Raw genomic sequence first — 17,362 nt, 5'->3', positions numbered from 1 at the left:
CCTTAAATACATTTAAAATAATCAAATGGCTCAAAGCATTCGAGACAGCGATATAGTGCTTTGCAGGCGGTCGAGCCGAATTCGCTGATTTTCTCTGTGTGTTGACTGTCGCAACGTGGGCAACAGATTGGCCCCGATTTTTCGGGGTGTTCACAGGCTTTTCCTGCTGGCGGCGCAATACCAAATTCACGCAAGCGTTGTTTGGCGTCTTGGTTCATCCAATCTGTTGTCCATGCCGGCGTGAGAACGACCTCGATTTCCACATTGGGAAACCCGGCATGCTCTAAAACATTTTTGATTTCGTTAATTAAAAATTCAGTTGCTGGGCAACCGGAATAAGTGGGTGTAAACATCACTTTCCAGCCACGAGATGTGGCAAAAACATTGCGGATCATGCCAAGATCAGTAATGGAGAGTGCAGGTAACTCAGGATCGGGGATTTGATGCAGTTGCTGCCAGATCTGATGAATTTGAGGGGGTTGTAACCCGCTGTTTTGCAATCTCTGTTCCATAGCATCACCATTCACAATTTGGATAAGCGCGTTGGACAAACTGTAGCTCGGTTAAAATGAGGCCCAAGTGTTCAGTGTGGTTACCCTGTTTGCCACCTAAACGGTATGCATTTTGTTCAGGCATCGTCAGCGTGGCTTGCGCGAAAGTCTCTGTGACCGTTTCTAACCACTGTTCACGTAATGTTCGAGGGTCAACAGCGATACCTACCTCTGCGAGCGTAATCTCGACTTCATCGGCGTGGAATAATTCGCCTGTAAAGCGCCACAGTTGATCGACCGACTGCTGAATTCGCCGATGGCTTTCTTCGCTACCATCACCTAAGCGGATCATCCAGTTACGGCTAAAGCGTAAGTGGTAGAGCACCTCTTTGAGCGATTTTTCCGCGATGGCTGCCAATTGTTCATCTGCGCTGTGAATTAAGGCTTGATAAAGCGGAACATGGTAGGCATCCATAAAAAATTGGCGTACTAGCGTGTCGTTGAAGCCGCCGTTTGGTTGCTCTACCAGCAGTAAGTTGCAAAACTCACGTTCATCTCGGAGGAAGGCAATTTTATCTTCATCAAACTCTGTTCCTGATAGGGTTGCGGCATACGCTAAAAAGTTTCTTGCCTGACCGAGTAAGTCCAAACCGATGTTGGAGAGAGCAAGGTCGATTTCCAATTCTGGTGCATGACCACACCATTCACATAGCCGTTGAGCCAGGATCAATGCGCTATCGCCTTGCCTTAAAACATATTGTTTGAGTGCTTCATGCTGATTCATATCGTTGCCTCACATGTTTTTGATGCCATCGGGGATGGTATAAAAAGTTGGGTGGCGATAGACTTTGGTGTCAGCAGGGTCAAAGAAAGCGCTCTTATCTTCTGGTTGAGAGGCAATAATATGCGTCGCTTTGACCACCCAAACGGAGCATCCTTCACTACGACGAGTGTAAGCATCGCGTGCATTTTCTAGTGCCATCTGATCGTCAGCGGCATGCAGGCTACCGACATGACGATGCGCAAGCCCTTGTTTGCTCCGAACAAAAACTTCATATAATGGCCAATCTTGATTGCTCATGGTCTTTTCCTTTTATTCTGTGCTAGGCGGCGGATTTAACGGCTTTCTGTTTTCGGCTATGTGCCATGGCACCTTCGCGTACCCATGCTCCATCTTCCCAAGCTTTGCGTTTGGCATGCACGCGTTCGTAATTACAGATGCCTTCGCCTTTAATGACTTGATAAAACTCTTCCCAGTCGATTTCACCAAAGCGGTAGTGCCCTAGCTCCTCATCCCATTTCAGTTCTGGATCTGGAATAGTCATACCGAGGGCTTCCACTTGCGGTACTGTGTTATCAACAAATTTTTGGCGTAGCTCATCGTTGCTAAATCTTTTAATTTTCCATGCCATACTTTGTGCACTGTGTGGGGAGTCACTGTCGTTCGGGCCGAACATCATCAGAACAGGCCACCAGAAACGGTTAATGGCATCTTGTAACATGGCTTTTTGTTCATCAGAGCCGTTCGCCAGTACAGTGACAGCTTCGTAACCTTGACGTTGATGAAAACTCTCTTCTTTACAGATTTTCACCATCGCTCGTGCATAGGGGCCATATGAGGCTCGGCAGAGGGCAACTTGGTTAACAATGGCGGCACCATCAACCAACCAGCCAATCACACCTACATCGGCCCAAGTTAGGGTGGGGTAGTTAAAAATAGACGAATATTTCATTTTGCCATCAAGCATCTTTTGATAGATGTCTTGGCGAGTGCATCCTAACGTTTCGGCTGCGCTATAAAGGTAGAGGCCATGACCTGCTTCATCTTGGATTTTTGCTAACAAGATAGCTTTACGTCTCAATGTGGGTGCGCGAGTTAACCAGTTTGCTTCTGGCAGCATGCCGATAACTTCCGAGTGTGCATGTTGTCCAACTTGGCGGATCAGGTTTTGCCTATAGGCATCGGGCATCCAATCTTTTGGCTCAATATTAATGTCGGCTTCGATTTTGGCCTCGAAGTTTGCCTGATTTTGCTCATTCATTGTTTTCTTCCAAATGATTCGTATTAAATTAAATAAAAATAAAAAATGAATCACAATATTTAACATTAATGCTAGGAATCGTTAACAATAAAATCAATCTCATTTATTCTCCTTTTGCGATTGGCTTCACAATCAATTTAAGTTTATTGATTTAAATCATAGGGTTAATTTTATGTAAATTAGTGTGGTTTTTATTTGTTAGTAGCTAATGGATAAGTTTTGTTCTTAATTTGTTAAATTGAGGTTGGCATTCGCTGCCCATATTGTGATACATATTTATTTAATATTTGTGTTTGTTGTTTTTTATTTTGGAGAGATGCCATGCAGCAATTAACAAGTTATATAACGGGGAAGTGGTTATATGGTGAAGGTGAAGGCCGCAAAATTTATCATGCATTGACTGGGCAGGCGTTATATGAGGTTACCACTGCGGGTTTACCTCTGGTTGATTGTCTTGATTACGGTCGGAAAAAAGGCGGGGATGCTTTATCCGCCATGACTTTCCAGCAGCGCGGCCAAATGTTAAAAGCCGTCGCTAAATATTTGCTAGAGCATAAAGCGTCTCTTTATGAAATATCAGCACAAACAGGGGCGACTAAAGCAGATAGTTGGGTTGATATTGAAGGTGGGATCGCAACACTCTTCTCTTTTGCAGGGCTTGCAAATCGCGAGTTGCCAGATGATACGATTTGGCCCGAAGATGAGATGATCCCGCTATCGAAACAAGGCCAATTTATTGCTCGCCATATTTTAACTTCCCGCCATGGTGTGGCATTACATATCAATGCATTTAACTTCCCTTGTTGGGGAATGCTAGAAAAATTGGCACCAACGTGGCTAGCGGGGATGCCTGCGATTATTAAACCTGCGACGGCTTCCGCTCAAGTTACTCAAGCAATGGTGCGCCTGATCGTTGAAAGTGGGTTAGTGCCTGAAGGTGCTATTCAGCTAATCTGCGGGGGGATCGGTGATATGTTTGAATATCTCGATTTTGAGGATGTGGTGACCTTTACTGGCTCGGCAGCAACAGGGCAAAAATTAAAATCTCACCCTCGATTACGTGAAAAGTCGATCCCATTCACCATGGAAGCAGACTCCCTTAACTGCGCAATACTTGGGGTTGATGTTACTCCAGAACAACCTGAATTTTCTTTATTTATTAAAGAAGTGACCCGTGAGATGACGGTGAAAGCAGGGCAAAAATGTACGGCAATCCGTCGTATCATTGTGCCGAAGCCCCAGTTAGAAACAGTTAAACAGGCATTATTAAAACGCTTATCGGGTATCACTGTCGGTGACCCTGCCGTTGAAGGCGTGCGCATGGGGGCTTTAATCAATCAAGAGCAGCGTGATGATGTTCATGAAAAGGTTATGTATTTACAGCAAAACGGTTGTGAAATCCTGTGTGGAGGGGATCTTCAAGAGCTGAATGTGATGGGGGCCGATAGCCAAAAAGGGGCATTCTATCCGCCTACCTTGCTCTATTGCGCCGATCCTTATACTAATCAGGCCGTCCATGAAACGGAGGCATTTGGGCCGGTTGCAACATTGATTGGCTATGAGACGAGTGACCAAGCGGTTGAGTTGGCCATTATGGGAGGAGGGAGCCTTGCGGGTACATTAGTAACGGCAGACACCTCAGTAGCGCAAGATGTTATCCGTAGAAGTGCACGGGCACATGGTCGAATGTTGATTCTGAATGAAGCCTCAGCGGCAGAATCAACGGGGCATGGCTCACCATTACCACTATTAGTGCATGGTGGCCCGGGTCGCGCGGGTGGTGGCGAGGAGCTAGGCGGATTGAGGGCAGTTAAACACTATATGCAGCGAACGGCTATTCAAGGTAGCCCTTCTATGCTGACTGCCGTCACCAAGCAGTGGATCCGTGGTGCAGATGTAGTGACGGATCAAGTGCATCCGTTTAGGAAGTATTTTGAGGATTTAGTCATTGGCGATACCTTATTGACGGCAAGACGCACGGTGTCGGAAGCAGACTTAGTCAACTTCGCTTGTTTAAGTGGTGACCATTTCTATGCACATATGGATAAAATTGGCGCTGCGCAATCATTATTTGGTGAGCGAGTGGCTCATGGCTACTTTGTTGTATCAGCAGCGGCTGGTTTATTTGTTGATGCGGCAGTCGGTCCTGTGATCGCCAACTATGGTATGGAAAACTTACGTTTTATTGAGCCTGTAAAAATTGGTGATACCATCCAAGTGCGTTTAACTTGCAAGAAAAAGATTAAAAAAGCACAAAAAACGGCAGAAGATAAGCCAAATGGCGTGGTTGAATGGGATGTTCAAGTCTTCAATCAAAATAATGTTGCCGTTGCCTTATACAGTATTCTGACGCTTGTTGAGCGCCGTGAAGGGGATTTTTAGCGGCTGAACGGATACGGGGATGATTCGCCCGTATTCAATAGCAGGTTGCGGTGAGGCTAGCCGCTGTCCAGCCTCTTATCAGCAGTCAGAAATTAATTGTGAATAAAGTGCGCTTGGTTCAGTTGGCTAAGCGCATGATTGACGGCAAAGATCTCCCCTCGGACTTCAGGAACACCAAAGGATTTTAGCCGCGCACTGTGCTTTTGTAAGTAAGCTTGAGCTTGCCCTTCTGACGCAAACAGGTAAATACCTCCAGCCTTTTGTGTCGATGGGTTCTCCGTCCAAATTTTCCAGATAAAGCCAGGTTCATCATTGATAGACTCGGCTAATGTTTTCATTGCATCAGCCATCTGCTCTCCCCAAGGGCCTTGATAAGGGAAATCGACCTGTAAAATCACCTGCATAACGACTCCGATTTTTGCTTGTTCTATGGATGAGTAGTAGACAGTATAATCCCTAACTGAAATTATTACTTTGATAATTAATGGTGTTTTACGCTATCGCTTTTTCCTGCTTCAAAAGCGGCTAATGTGGCTAAACGTGCTTGTTTATGGTCAACAATTGGTGCGGGATAATCTAAAGTAACGTGGTTAGCCTCTGCCCACTCATGCGGTGTGTGAATATATTTATCGGGTACGGATTGTAATTCTGGAAGCCACTGGCGAATAAATGCACCCTGAGGGTCAAATTTTTTACCCTGAGTGGTTGGATTAAAAATACGAAACCAAGGTTGTGCATCAGTACCTGTCGAAGCAGACCACTGCCAGCCTCCATTGTTTGCCGCGAGTGTGCCATCAATTAATTGCTGCATAAAATATTGTTCGCCGAGTCGCCAATCAATCAGTAAATCTTTCACTAAAAAACTCGCAGTGATCATTCTTAAGCGATTATGCATCCAACCTGTGGTATTGAGTTGTCGCATTGCAGCATCAACGATGGGGTATCCCGTTTGCCCAAGCTGCCACGCTTTAAAGTCAGCATCGGAGCTATTCCACTGAATGTGGTTGGTCCATTCAATAAAAGGCTGGTGGCGGCATAAGCGTGGAAAAGCGACGAGTAGATGATGGTAAAACTCTCGCCAAATTAATTCATTAAGCCATGTGAATGCCCCGCTATCTGGGGAATCAAAAAGCGGTGGATACTCAGCGAGCAGGCGATTTAAACATTGCCGTGGTGAGAGTACCCCAATTGCCAAATATGGGGATAACAGGCTAGTACCCTCAATTGAGGGAATATCGCGATGCTGTTGGTAATGCTGCACTTTTAGGCGACAAAATTGCCTGAGTTGCTGGCGTGCTGCTGATTCACCCGCTGGGAAATGTGGCGCAATATCGACGGCGTGATGCGCAAACAAGGGGAGTGATAGGTCATCGATAGCAAGTGCTTCCCCTCGTGGTTGAGGTGCTGGTAAGGAACGAAAATCGGTGGTCACTAATTGGCTAATAAAGGCTCGACGAAACGGAGTGTACACTTGGTACATTTCGCCTTTCTGATTTGTGACGGATTTTGGTGGTAATAGTAAGGCATCATCAAAAGCATGTACTCGGAAAGCGCGTTGTGGGTGATGAATCAACCATTCGTCTCGCCTATGCTCATTGAGTTCATATTGATGATTGAAATATAGGTGGTCAACTTGCTGCTGTTGAGCAAAATCCAGTACCCATTGTGCGGCACTTAAAAAATCGGGGGTTGTTTGGCAAAACAGAGGGATGCTTAATTTGGCCAGCGAGTCACGAAGCGCAATGAGATTTTGATGCAAAAAGGTGATTTGCCGAGAGGAGAGGTGATGTGCTCGCCATTGTTCTGGTGTAGCCGTAAACACGGCGAGCACTTTAGCATCAGGATCAGCACAAGCAGATGACAGCGCTTTATTATCGGTGACACGAAGGTCATTACGAAACCAGACTAGGTGACAAGCCTGTTTTTTCGCCATCTTCTGCTCCTTTGCCTTACATCAGGTTTAATCCAATTTAGGGTGCTGATTAATTAATGACTGACGCTTTTTCTCTAGCTCAGCGATCTGTTGTTCAATATCTTCAACTTTCTGTTCAATATTGTCATAGTGCTCGCTTAAGATCTCTTTCGCCTCTGCTCTATCAGATGCCGCAGGCGTTGCCCCTCTTAATGGTTTGTTTGCGGTCTCTGGCATAGTAATACCAGTATAGAGGCCAATTAAGGCGATAACCATTAAATAAAAGGCGGGCATATACAGATTATTGGTTGATTCAACTAACCATGCTGCTACTGTCGGTGTGGCACCGGCAATCAAAACTGAAATATTAAAGGCGATTGCGAGGGCGCTATAACGAATGTGCGTTGGGAAAATAGCCGGTAAAATTGATGCCATCACCCCTGTAAAACAGTTCAGTAGCACAGCTAAAATAAGCAAACCAACAAAAATCAAGCCAACAGAGCCGCTATCAATGAGCATAAAGGCAGGATAGGCTAACACTATCAGACCTAAACTCCCCGCAATAACGAATGGGCGGCGACCAATTTTATCGCTGGTTAAACCAATAATTGGTTGGACAAAGAGCATACCAATCATAATGGCAATGATGATCAGCACACCATGGTCAGCAGAATAGTTTAGGTTATGCGACAGGTAACTTGGCATATAAGTCAGCAACATGTAGTAAGTCACGTTTGTTGCGATAACTAAACCAACGCAGATCATCAAACTTTTCCAATATTTAGAAACGACCTCACGGAAAGAGACTTTCGGTGGATTTTGAATATTGGCTTTATCTTGTTTTTCGAGCGTTTCAATGTGTTGTTGGAATGCTGGGGTCTCTTCAAGTGCATGGCGTAAATACAGGCCAATGATACCTAAAGGCAGTGCAAGGAAGAAAGGGATCCTCCAGCCCCATTCGTGGAAGTTTTCTTCACCAACAATACTTGAAATGAGTACCACAACACCGGCACCTAGCACGAAACCTGCGATAGAGCCAAAGTCTAACCAACTTCCCATAAAACCACGTTTACGGTCAGGTGAGTATTCGGCAACAAAGATAGCTGCACCTGAATACTCTCCACCCACGGAGAAGCCTTGGGCGAGTTTTGCTAACAATAGTAGGATAGGCGCCCAGATACCAATAGTCTCATATGAAGGGATCAAACCGATACTGAAAGTACTGATCGACATAATGATAATGGTGATGGCTAAGACTTTTTGTCGGCCATACTTATCCCCTAGGATACCAAAGACGACACCGCCGAGCGGTCGAACTAAGAAGGGAACAGAGAAAGTGGCTAGAGCGGCGATCATCTGTACGCTCGGTGATGCGCCAGGGAAGAAAACTTGACCGAGTACATAGGCTAAGAAACCGTATACCCCAAAGTCAAACCACTCCATCGCATTACCCAGCGACGCCGCAGTGATGGCTTTTTTTAATTTTCCATCATCAATGATAGTAATATCATTAATATTTAAAGGCTTTTCTTTTTTCTTTTTGAACTTCATGGAACCATCCTTTTATCTGAATTTCGAAACGTAATGAATTGCATTCATGATCTGTGTGGTCCATATCTCTATATCTTGCTCGCGCCAGATAAAAACAGAGATCGTTATATTAGAATAGTCGTTATCTGTAGAATGCATCAATATTTTATTTATCACTGGCAAAGATCATCAATATGACGAGTGTTTCATATCGAATTTGCTAAGACGACTTGGGGAAAATCACCGCTAACAATTGCGCAGAGAAGAGCAGGGAATAGAGAAGTGTTGTGAGCTAGTTTGTTGTTGTGCATTTTGTAAAAAAAGCAAAATGAGAACCTTTATGTGACTTAAACAGGTCATCAATAATACAATAATATCGATTAAATGTAAAATGTCGGTTATTTATGCTGATTTTAGTGGCTTTATTAATTTTTTAACCTTGCCAAAAATACTTAATTGGTTTTTATACTTAGTGTGTTGTTTTTTAATAAAAAATTGCGATGTGTTTAATGCTTAATAATATGATGCTTATCTTAAATTTTTTACAAGAGGGGGAGTTATGCAGCAGCGCGCAAAAATATCGCGTTTGGCCTATTGGTAAACCATACCATTTATCCGATGGAGGGTATGGAATTTGAGTTATTTATCGATAGCTATTTTTGAGTCTTATTTCTGGTTTGAATTTCGTGAATATTTCTATTTTGATGCCAGCTTCTTGCACTTCAATCACCAATTTAAATATTCTGGCACCTTAACCAATACAATTATTTATCTTATTTTTACTCCTCTAGGATAATCAACAAATTACTTATCATTATCGATATTATTTATTAAATACTCTTATTATGACTGGTTATTAAATAATTGTTAATATTATTGTTTTTTGATATTTCAGCACACAATGAATATTTAATTTATGCTGTATCTAGATTCTTCTTTTGATATTAGTGGAGGATTGTTCTGTTCTTAATAGCTATTTGTTTTCCTCGGTAGGAACCGCAAATTTAATTCGTTACACTAAGTTTAAAGTGCGTAAATTGGTTTAATAATGATGATGTATTACAGAGAAAATAGATTTGATGCTCTGTGAATATTTTAACCTAATCTGACTGGAAAGAGTGCCATTATGAAAAAACAGACAGTTGCATCCTATGTCGCGAAAGTCCTAGATAATGCTGGTGTGAAGCGCATCTGGGGCGTTACGGGTGATTCACTCAATGGGCTGAGTGATAGCTTACGCCGTCTTGGCACAATCGAATGGTTAGGCACCCGTCACGAAGAAGTTGCAGCATTTGCCGCAGGTGCAGAAGCGCAAATGACGGGTAAGCTAGCCGTTTGCGCAGGCTCTTGTGGTCCGGGTAATATGCACCTAATCAATGGGTTGTATGATTGCCATCGTAATCGCGTGCCTGTATTAGCAATTGCTGCACATATCCCTTCTAGTGAAATCGGTAGTAACTACTTTCAAGAAACGCACCCAACAGAGCTATTTCGCGAATGTAGTCATTATTGCGAACTGATCTCTAACCCTGAGCAGCTTCCTCAAGTGCTTGGGATTGCGATGCGTAAAGCGATTCTAGAAAAAGGTGTCTCTGTCATTGTACTGCCAGGAGATATTGCGTTACGTGAAGCACCGGAAACAGCAAATGATACATGGTATCAGCCGCAAGCTCCGTTGATCATGCCTCAGCCTGCTGAAATTGCGAAGTTAGCGGACGCACTAAACCAAGCACAAAATATCACCCTATTTTGTGGGGCAGGCTGTGCTGGTGCACACGATGAAGTGATTAAGCTGGCGGAAACATTAAAAGCGCCAGTCGTGCATGCACTACGCGGTAAAGAGCACATTGAGTGGGATAACCCATATAGCGTTGGTATGACGGGGCTGATTGGTTTTTCATCCGGCTACCATGCAATGATGAATGCCGATACGGTGGTGTTACTGGGTACTCAGTTCCCATACCGCCCATTCTATCCTCAAGGGGCTAAGATTATTCAAATCGATATTAATGCAGGTAGCTTAGGCTCCCATTGCCATATCGATATGGGTATGATTGGTGACATTAAAGCCACTTTGACCGCATTGCAACCTCACTTAGACGTGAAACAAGATAGGCACCACTTAGATAGCGCATTGAAACATTATACCGAAGCGCGTGAAGGTCTTGATGATTTAGCGAAACCGGGTAAAGACGGTGTGATCCACCCTCAATATTTAGCAAGCCGGATCAGTGCATTGGCGAATGATGACGCGGTATTTACCTGTGATGTGGGAACGCCAACGGTATGGGCGGCTCGTTACTTAAAAATGAATGGTAAACGCCGTTTAATTGGCTCGTTTAATCATGGGTCAATGGCAAATGCGATGCCGCAAGCGATGGGGATCCAATCTGTCGATAAACAACGCCAAGTTGTAACCATGAGTGGTGATGGCGGTTTTAGTATGTTGATGGGGGATCTGTTGTCACTGGCACAAATGAATTTACCTGTGAAAGTCATTGTTCTGAATAACGGCGTGTTAGGTTTTGTCGCTATGGAAATGAAGGTAGGTGGCTTCTTAACAGAAGGCACTGATCTCCATAATCCTAATTTTGCGGCAGTTGCCAATGCTGCTGGGATCAAAGGGATCCGCGTTGAGAAGAGTGAAGATGTGGATGCCGCATTGAAGGAAGCTTTCGCTCATGATGGCCCTGTTGTTGTTGATGTTGTCACAGCAAAACAAGAACTTTCTATGCCACCGACAATTAATTTGCAAGAAGCAAAAGGTTTTAGCCTATATATGCTCAAAGCCATTTTAAGTGGTCGTGGTGATGAAGTTGTTGAATTAGCGAAAACCAACTGGTTACGTTAATCGGTCATTTTGACTGATCTGCTTTGCCGAATTAGGCAATTTACGCAGCCAACCAATTAGGGTTGGCTGCTATCTGTATGAGGGAATTAATACCCCGCAGCCGATTGGCTACGCCATAAATGAGCGGCAACTAAGGCACGCCATGGCGAAAATGCCTCTAACCATTTTTCCGTCTCTTTTGCTGTAGGCTGGCTCTCTGCGCCAAGTAGAGACTGCAAATTGCGCCTCACGGCCACATCGCCATGTAACGAGCCATCGAGGTAGTTAAAACCGCGTAAAAGCGCATAATTTACCGTCCATGGGCCAATACCTTTAAGGCTGACTAATTGGTCGGTCAATATTGTGACATTATGGTTGCTGATAGGTTGTGATAGGTCGATTTGCTGACTTAACAGTGCGTGACAAAGCGCTCGTATGGCGATGATTTTACCAGTAGAAAATCCAGCTTGGCGTAGTGATTCATCAGTCACTTTTGACACCTGCTGTGCATCTGGAAAACACCAAATGCCCGATGAGTGTTTTGAACCAGTGGCTTGAATAAAGCGACGACGTATTGCAATCGCGGCTGTTACACTGATTTGTTGGCCAATAATCGCCCACACTAATGCTTCAAATGGGCTTGAAGATTGATATATTCGTAAACCTTGTTGTTGCTTAATCAGCTTACCGATAATGGGATGTGATAAATATTCCGCTTCAAACTGTTCGACGGCTTGCCGTAAACCGAGCATATGTTTCCCTAGTTCAACAACATCGTATTCGCTGGGCCGATTTTTAGCGTTATCAATATCAAGGGTAATGTGTGCCTTGTCTTTATCAATCTCAATAAGTAATTGAGCTGGAGAGTGCGCCCACAATATACCTTTGCGCAATAAATTACCTTCAACAATTTCGGCAATATTATGTTGATCTCTTAAATGAAAGGCGAAAAAGTCATTCGTCTGATAATGGGGAGGTAGAGACAGCTGGGCGGTTATTTTTGGCATAGAGTAGGCCTTATCGGGATTATTATTTTTATGGACAAAAAATATGAGGTTATTTTGATATTTTTCGTATTTTGGCTTTGATAATTTTTAATTCAAAGGTGATATTTTAATCGAAAAGCGTTAGATTTATATAAAATAAATTTTCCATTTAAGTTAACTATTTGCATTGAGGTTAAACTAAAAAGCAAGGAGCTAGCCATGAACCAATCTGAAGAACATCTCTCCTCAAGTAGAATTAATGAGGGTTCAGATCAAAAAACGGATTGCCCATCAGTAACGGTTGAAAATGAGCCTCTTTCTTCTGAACCCGTCGGTTTTGGGGGATGGCTACTAATCCCTATGTTAGGATTATTTCTTACGCTAATTATCACTCCTTATACTTTATTGAAAGACCTTCCAGAGCAGCTAGAAGGTTTGGAGAAGATGACTGACCCTACGTCATTATCATTTATTCCAATGGCTAGGGAGTTCATATATTTTAACTTACTCTCGAGTGCATTGATTTATGGCTTATTGTTATTCGTATGTTATCTCTTTATTTATAAGAAAAAATTGGTGATTAAAGTCATTATTCTCTTTTACGCGAGTGACTTCATACTATCCATAGCAAGTGTCGTTTTATTGAGTTCATTATTCTCAATATCAGCAGAGGATGAAGATATTGTAGATATTGTCGGTAGTGGGATACGCCTCTTTATTTGGGGCTTATATTTCTTAGTTTCTGTCAGGGTAAAAAATACGTTTGTTAATTAAGTAATAGCGATACTGAATATCGCGAATGTGAGGGTGCATGATTTACTGTAAAAGAGTCTATGATGCCGTTTCGTCTGAAGATGGATACCGTGTATTGGTTGATAGGTTATGGCCAAGAGGGATAAAAAAAGTCGCGCTCGATTATGATGAATGGAATAAAGACGTTGCGCCATCCAATGAGTTACGTAAATGGTTTCATCAACATCCTGACCAATTCAATAAATTTGTTGAAGACTATCATCAAGAATTAAGTCATCATTCAGCGGCTTGGATGCCTCTTGTAGAGAAAGCGAAGCTAGGCAATCTCACCTTGCTGTATAGTGCTAAAGATAAGGTGCATAATCAGGCACACGTATTGAAAGCATATTTAGAACGCTGTATTAAGTCACAAGAATAAGGTTATTAATCAGATGGATGTCAACACACCCGCAGTCTTAACGGGCCCTCAAAAAACACCACTACAAGGCATTAGAGGATGGCTTATTTTACCTATGCTGGGTCTGTTTTATATGCTTTATCAGACTATCATCATGATGTACTTAGATATCCTGCAAGTTAAATCAGCTTGGCACCTTGTGACGAATGAGCAATCTGATTTTTATGTCGATGGGTTTTCAAACGCTTTTTATATGCTACAAATGGCCCAAGGTATATTGATAGTTTTGTTGGCGTGGAACGTTATCGCAGCCTTCAAAGGCCTAAAAATCGCGAAACCTTTATTTATTATCTCGATGCTATTTTATACCGTGATGGTTGTTGTTTCGCGCTTTGTTTTCCCAAATATTTTTGGTATTGAAATTGAGTATAGCTACATTATTAATGTGGTAAATAGCTGTTTCTACTGCTTTATCTGGATCCCCTATGTTTTGATGTCAGATAGAGTCAAGCAGACGTTTATTCACTAGTCGCTCGTTGGCTGCCAGTAGGCAGCCAATGGCATAAAAAGGTTAATTTGCCAGCACTAATTCATTGGTCATCCCACATTGTTCAACAAAAGTCTCATCATGCGACACCAAAAAAAGCGTGCCTTTGTAGTCGCTGAGTAATCCTTCCAATAGTGTTTTTGAATCTAAATCAAGGTGGTTATCAGGTTCATCCAGTAACAATATCGCAGGGGGGGTTGGGCTATGGGTTAGCGCTAATAGCGTCGCTTTTAGTTGTTCACCACCGCTAAGTTGGCTAAGTGGTTGGAGTGACTTATCCCCTCGGATCCTGAGCATGCCCAATTGGGTGCGCCATTGTTCAACGGTAAATGCAGGTTGATAGCGTTGTAGCGCTTCCGCGACGGGGAGTGTTTTATCCAATAAATTGAGATGTTGATCGAGATAACAAAATGCAGGGTTAATTCGGTATTCTCCGGATACCGCAGTAATCATCCCCGCAAGGGTTTTTAACAATGTTGATTTACCGCTGCCATTACGGCCTTTAATGTGCCAATGTTCCCCTGTATAGGCAGTGAAAGAAACAGGCTCCGTGTAGCCATAAGGCAGTTGTAGCTGAGAGGCAAAAATCGTGACCTTACGACCATCTGGCTGGTAATTTAACGTCATTTTCTGTTGTTTATTATGGATCTGTTTGTCTTGTACGTCCTGTAATTGGCCTTGTAAATCGTTCATAACACGCTGATGGCGTTCAGCCACGTTAGATTGTCTTTTTTGCGCACGATTGGTTTGCATATCCAGTAGCAATAAGGACTGAGAGCCACTATAACGAACTTTTTCGCCTTGTTTGCGTCGTTGCTCTGCTTTTTGCAACGTGGCGTGTTGTTGGCGTTTTTCTTGGCGGATTTGGTTGTCTAGCCGTTCGGTTTTGGCCTCAATGGCTGCCATAGCAAAATGTTTTTGTTCTTCATAAAGGGCATAGTTGCCGCCATATTCATGTAGCCCTTTATCGGTTAACTCAAAAATCATTTGCATATGAGCCAGTAAAGCTCGGTTATGAGTAATAACCAAAGAGCCTGCTTTATGTTCTGCCAATTTATTGCTTAGCCACTGGCGACCCTCATGGTCAAGGTGGTTATCGGGTTCATCTAATAACAGAAAATGGTCTTTATGTAAGAAGGCTCGACATAATGCAAGACGAGTTCGCTCACCACCACTTAAGTGATTAATTGGAGCATCTATCATCACGGGTAATTTGGCTGAGTCCAATAAGCTCTGCCAAATGGCAGGTAAATGCCATTTATCTTCCAATAGCTCTAAGTCCTCCATAGTCGCATTACCCGAATCGACTCTTGTAAATGCATCGACCAAGGGGCTAACACCTAAAGCGTCTGCGATGGTATCTCCTTCTAAGCGTGTGAGCTGGTCAACGTGCATAAAAGGCATCGCCCAACTAACGTAGCCTGAGGTTGGTTGCATTTGTTGAGCAAGTAGCCGCATTAATACAGACTTTCCTTTGCCATTGTTGCCAATTAACGCATTTTTTTGGCATATCAAGGAGCCATTTAAGGGGGGAAAAAGCGCTGTTTGGTGAAATTCGATATTAAGTTGTGAAAAATGACAAGCAACAGTCATGTGTACCTCCTGAGAGCAGGGGGCAGACAACAGCGTGCTATCTTTCAAGAAATGAGACGATTGATGACCATTGTCTGCCAAAAACAGAAAAAGAAATACCGTGTTGGGTATCTGTAAGCATTTTCTGGCAGATCTCAAATCATCGTCGGGGAATACCTTTAGCTAGGTGGAAGAAAGAGTGATTTGATTATTTAATCAAACTCTATGCGTTTAGGCAACTGATAAAGTAGTAGGTATTGTGCTCTATGGGTCCGTATAAATTCCAAAAGAAAAGCCAGCCGATGATAAACCGACTGGCTTTTGGTGCATTGCCAACGAGATTTTTACAACTAAACTGTGGCTGGTTGAGCGACGTTCACATGCTCTGCCAACCATTGTGCGATGCGCTGTTTTTCACTTTCGTTCAGCCACATGCCCAATTTGGTACGACGCCAGATAGCGTCATCTAATTCAGTAACCCACTCATGTTCGACTAAGTAACGTAGCTCTGCTTCATAGACGTTATGACCGAATGCTTCGCCAAGATCGCTGAGTGAGTTAGCACCTTCGAGGATCAACTTGCTTTGACTGCCGTATGTTCTTGCAAAACGTAGAGCAAGGCCTTCTGGTAGCCAATTGTAACGTTGACGTAGTAAGCGTGCATAACCATCACGATCACAACCTTCAATGTCACCGCCAGGCAGCACACCATTTTTAGTCCATGCTGCACCTGCATTTGGGTAGTAAGGCGCAAGTTTACCGAAAGCCGCTTCTGCGAGTTTACGATAAGTGGTTAATTTACCGCCGAAAACAGACAGCAGCGGTGCTTTGCCATTTTCATCGTGAATATCGAGTGTGTAGTCACGTGTAATGGCTTGTGGTGAATCAGACTCATCGTCACATAATGGACGAACCCCTGAGTAATCCCAAACAATATCCGCTTTGCTCAACTGTTTTTTGAAATGATCGTTATAGACTTTTAGTAAGTAGTTCACTTCATTGTCATCAATACGAACATTTTTTGGATCGCCTTTGTATTCGACATCGGTGGTGCCGATAATGGAAAATTCATCCATCCAAGGGATCACAAACACAATACGGTTGTCTTCATTTTGTAAAATATAAGCTTGTGGCTCATCATGAGCGCGAGGCACAACAATATGGCTACCTTTGATAAGACGAATGCCATAAGGTGATTTGAGTTTCAAACCATCGTCAAAGAACTCTTTTACCCATGGGCCAGTGGCGTTAACTAAACCTTTCGCCTTCCAAGTTTCTTTTTCACCAGTGCGCAGGTCTTCTGCTTCAACTACCCATAAGCCATCTTCACGATAGGCTCGAGTGACTTTTGTACGTGTGCGAACCTCACCATTTTTACGTACCACTTCTTGAGCGTTTAATACAACCAAACGCGCATCATCGACCCAACAGTCTGAATATTCGAAACCTTTGTTAAGTTCAGGCTTAAGGACGGAATTTTGACCAAATTTTAACCCTTTACTGCCGGGCAAGCTGGTACGTTTACCCAAGTGATCATACAGGAATAAGCCAATACGGATCATCCAAGCTGGGCGTAAGTGAGGTTGGTGCGGCAGACGGAAGCACATTGGAAACGCAATGTGTGGCGCAAGTTTTAATAACACCTCGCGTTCAGCAAGTGCTTCACTCACAAGGCGAAATTCATAATGCTCAAGATAACGTAAACCACCGTGGATCAGTTTTGAACTCGCAGATGATGTCGCACTTGCTAAGTCTTGAGCTTCAAGCAGCAATACAGATAATCCACGGCCAGCGGCATCTGCCGCGATACCAGCGCCGTTTATACCGCCGCCGATTACAATCAAGTCTTTAGTTTCCATGCATCCCCCTGAGATGTTCGAAACGTTTTCTATAATGTTCGTTTTCGCTCATTTGATTGTA

Annotated in this window: 15 protein-coding genes; 5 read left to right on the top strand and 10 right to left on the bottom strand. The window is 43.4% G+C overall.

Features of this window, described 5'->3' with window-relative positions:
* Positions 1–2: 2 nt before the first annotated feature.
* Genes paaD through paaA form a run of 4 tightly spaced genes read right to left on the bottom strand, consistent with a single transcriptional unit; the run spans position 3 to position 2,533 of the window.
* Positions 3–512: a 1,2-phenylacetyl-CoA epoxidase subunit PaaD gene (paaD, locus tag PR833_RS10440; RefSeq protein WP_014657032.1), complete on the bottom strand. Its 510-nt coding sequence runs from the start codon at positions 510–512 to the stop codon at positions 3–5.
* Positions 513–516: 4 nt separating this feature from the next.
* On the bottom strand, positions 517–1,275 hold the full coding sequence (gene paaC / locus PR833_RS10435) for a 1,2-phenylacetyl-CoA epoxidase subunit PaaC (RefSeq protein ID WP_150376113.1): 759 nt from the start codon (positions 1,273–1,275) through the stop codon (positions 517–519).
* A gap of 9 nt (positions 1,276–1,284) precedes the next feature.
* Positions 1,285–1,572 (bottom strand): 1,2-phenylacetyl-CoA epoxidase subunit PaaB, encoded by a 288-nt coding sequence (paaB, locus tag PR833_RS10430; protein ID WP_004923482.1) that lies wholly within the window; start codon positions 1,570–1,572, stop codon positions 1,285–1,287.
* 22 nt (positions 1,573–1,594) lie between these two features.
* The gene (paaA, locus tag PR833_RS10425) at positions 1,595–2,533 is read right to left on the bottom strand and encodes a 1,2-phenylacetyl-CoA epoxidase subunit PaaA (RefSeq protein ID WP_036944051.1); all 939 of its coding nucleotides are present in this window, start codon (positions 2,531–2,533) and stop codon (positions 1,595–1,597) included.
* A gap of 321 nt (positions 2,534–2,854) precedes the next feature.
* Between paaA and paaZ the strand changes: the two genes are divergently transcribed.
* Entirely contained in the window at positions 2,855–4,915 is a 2,061-nt protein-coding gene (paaZ, locus tag PR833_RS10420; protein WP_004923491.1) for a phenylacetic acid degradation bifunctional protein PaaZ, read from the top strand.
* A gap of 92 nt (positions 4,916–5,007) precedes the next feature.
* On the opposite strand, the gene PR833_RS10415 is transcribed toward paaZ, so the two are convergent.
* From PR833_RS10415 to proP, 3 genes are all read right to left on the bottom strand, one after another.
* Positions 5,008–5,319: a monooxygenase gene (locus tag PR833_RS10415; protein ID WP_036942261.1), complete on the bottom strand. Its 312-nt coding sequence runs from the start codon at positions 5,317–5,319 to the stop codon at positions 5,008–5,010.
* Positions 5,320–5,396: 77 nt separating this feature from the next.
* Positions 5,397–6,848, bottom strand: coding sequence for a deoxyribodipyrimidine photo-lyase (phrB, locus tag PR833_RS10410; RefSeq protein ID WP_014657027.1), 1,452 nt, complete (start codon positions 6,846–6,848; stop codon positions 5,397–5,399).
* Between the two features lie 27 nt (positions 6,849–6,875).
* A complete protein-coding gene (proP, locus tag PR833_RS10405; protein WP_141173263.1) occupies positions 6,876–8,378 on the bottom strand; it encodes a glycine betaine/L-proline transporter ProP in 1,503 nt (500 codons plus the stop codon).
* 1,105 nt (positions 8,379–9,483) lie between these two features.
* Here proP and poxB point away from each other — a divergent pair.
* Complete coding sequence (gene poxB / locus PR833_RS10400; RefSeq protein ID WP_004923516.1) at positions 9,484–11,208, top strand: ubiquinone-dependent pyruvate dehydrogenase; 1,725 nt, start codon at positions 9,484–9,486, stop codon at positions 11,206–11,208.
* A gap of 86 nt (positions 11,209–11,294) precedes the next feature.
* On the opposite strand, the gene PR833_RS10395 is transcribed toward poxB, so the two are convergent.
* Positions 11,295–12,194 carry a DNA-3-methyladenine glycosylase family protein gene (locus PR833_RS10395; RefSeq protein ID WP_004923520.1) on the bottom strand — a complete coding sequence of 300 codons (900 nt, stop codon included), beginning with the start codon at positions 12,192–12,194 and terminating at the stop codon, positions 11,295–11,297.
* 198 nt (positions 12,195–12,392) lie between these two features.
* Between PR833_RS10395 and PR833_RS10390 the strand changes: the two genes are divergently transcribed.
* Genes PR833_RS10390 through PR833_RS10380 form a run of 3 tightly spaced genes read left to right on the top strand, consistent with a single transcriptional unit; the run spans position 12,393 to position 13,852 of the window.
* On the top strand, positions 12,393–12,947 hold the full coding sequence (locus tag PR833_RS10390) for a DUF2569 family protein (protein WP_060561283.1): 555 nt from the start codon (positions 12,393–12,395) through the stop codon (positions 12,945–12,947).
* A 37-nt stretch (positions 12,948–12,984) separates the two neighbouring features.
* The gene (locus tag PR833_RS10385) at positions 12,985–13,344 is read left to right on the top strand and encodes a DUF488 domain-containing protein (protein WP_014657025.1); all 360 of its coding nucleotides are present in this window, start codon (positions 12,985–12,987) and stop codon (positions 13,342–13,344) included.
* Positions 13,345–13,357: 13 nt separating this feature from the next.
* Positions 13,358–13,852, top strand: coding sequence for a DUF2569 family protein (locus PR833_RS10380; protein ID WP_014657024.1), 495 nt, complete (start codon positions 13,358–13,360; stop codon positions 13,850–13,852).
* Between the two features lie 42 nt (positions 13,853–13,894).
* Here the strand turns inward: PR833_RS10380 and PR833_RS10375 are convergent, their stop codons facing one another.
* Both PR833_RS10375 and glpD read right to left on the bottom strand, forming a co-directional pair.
* Positions 13,895–15,463 (bottom strand): ATP-binding cassette domain-containing protein, encoded by a 1,569-nt coding sequence (locus PR833_RS10375; RefSeq protein WP_150376107.1) that lies wholly within the window; start codon positions 15,461–15,463, stop codon positions 13,895–13,897.
* A 329-nt stretch (positions 15,464–15,792) separates the two neighbouring features.
* Positions 15,793–17,301 (bottom strand): glycerol-3-phosphate dehydrogenase, encoded by a 1,509-nt coding sequence (gene glpD, locus PR833_RS10370; protein ID WP_272526081.1) that lies wholly within the window; start codon positions 17,299–17,301, stop codon positions 15,793–15,795.
* Between the last annotated feature and the right edge of the window lie 61 nt (positions 17,302–17,362).

It is taken from the genome of Providencia sp. PROV189 (genome assembly GCF_028480065.1).
In the GTDB taxonomy this organism is placed as follows: domain Bacteria; phylum Pseudomonadota; class Gammaproteobacteria; order Enterobacterales; family Enterobacteriaceae; genus Providencia; species Providencia stuartii.
Note: the sequence above shows the minus strand (reverse complement) of the source record. Positions and strands in the feature narration are given on the sequence as shown.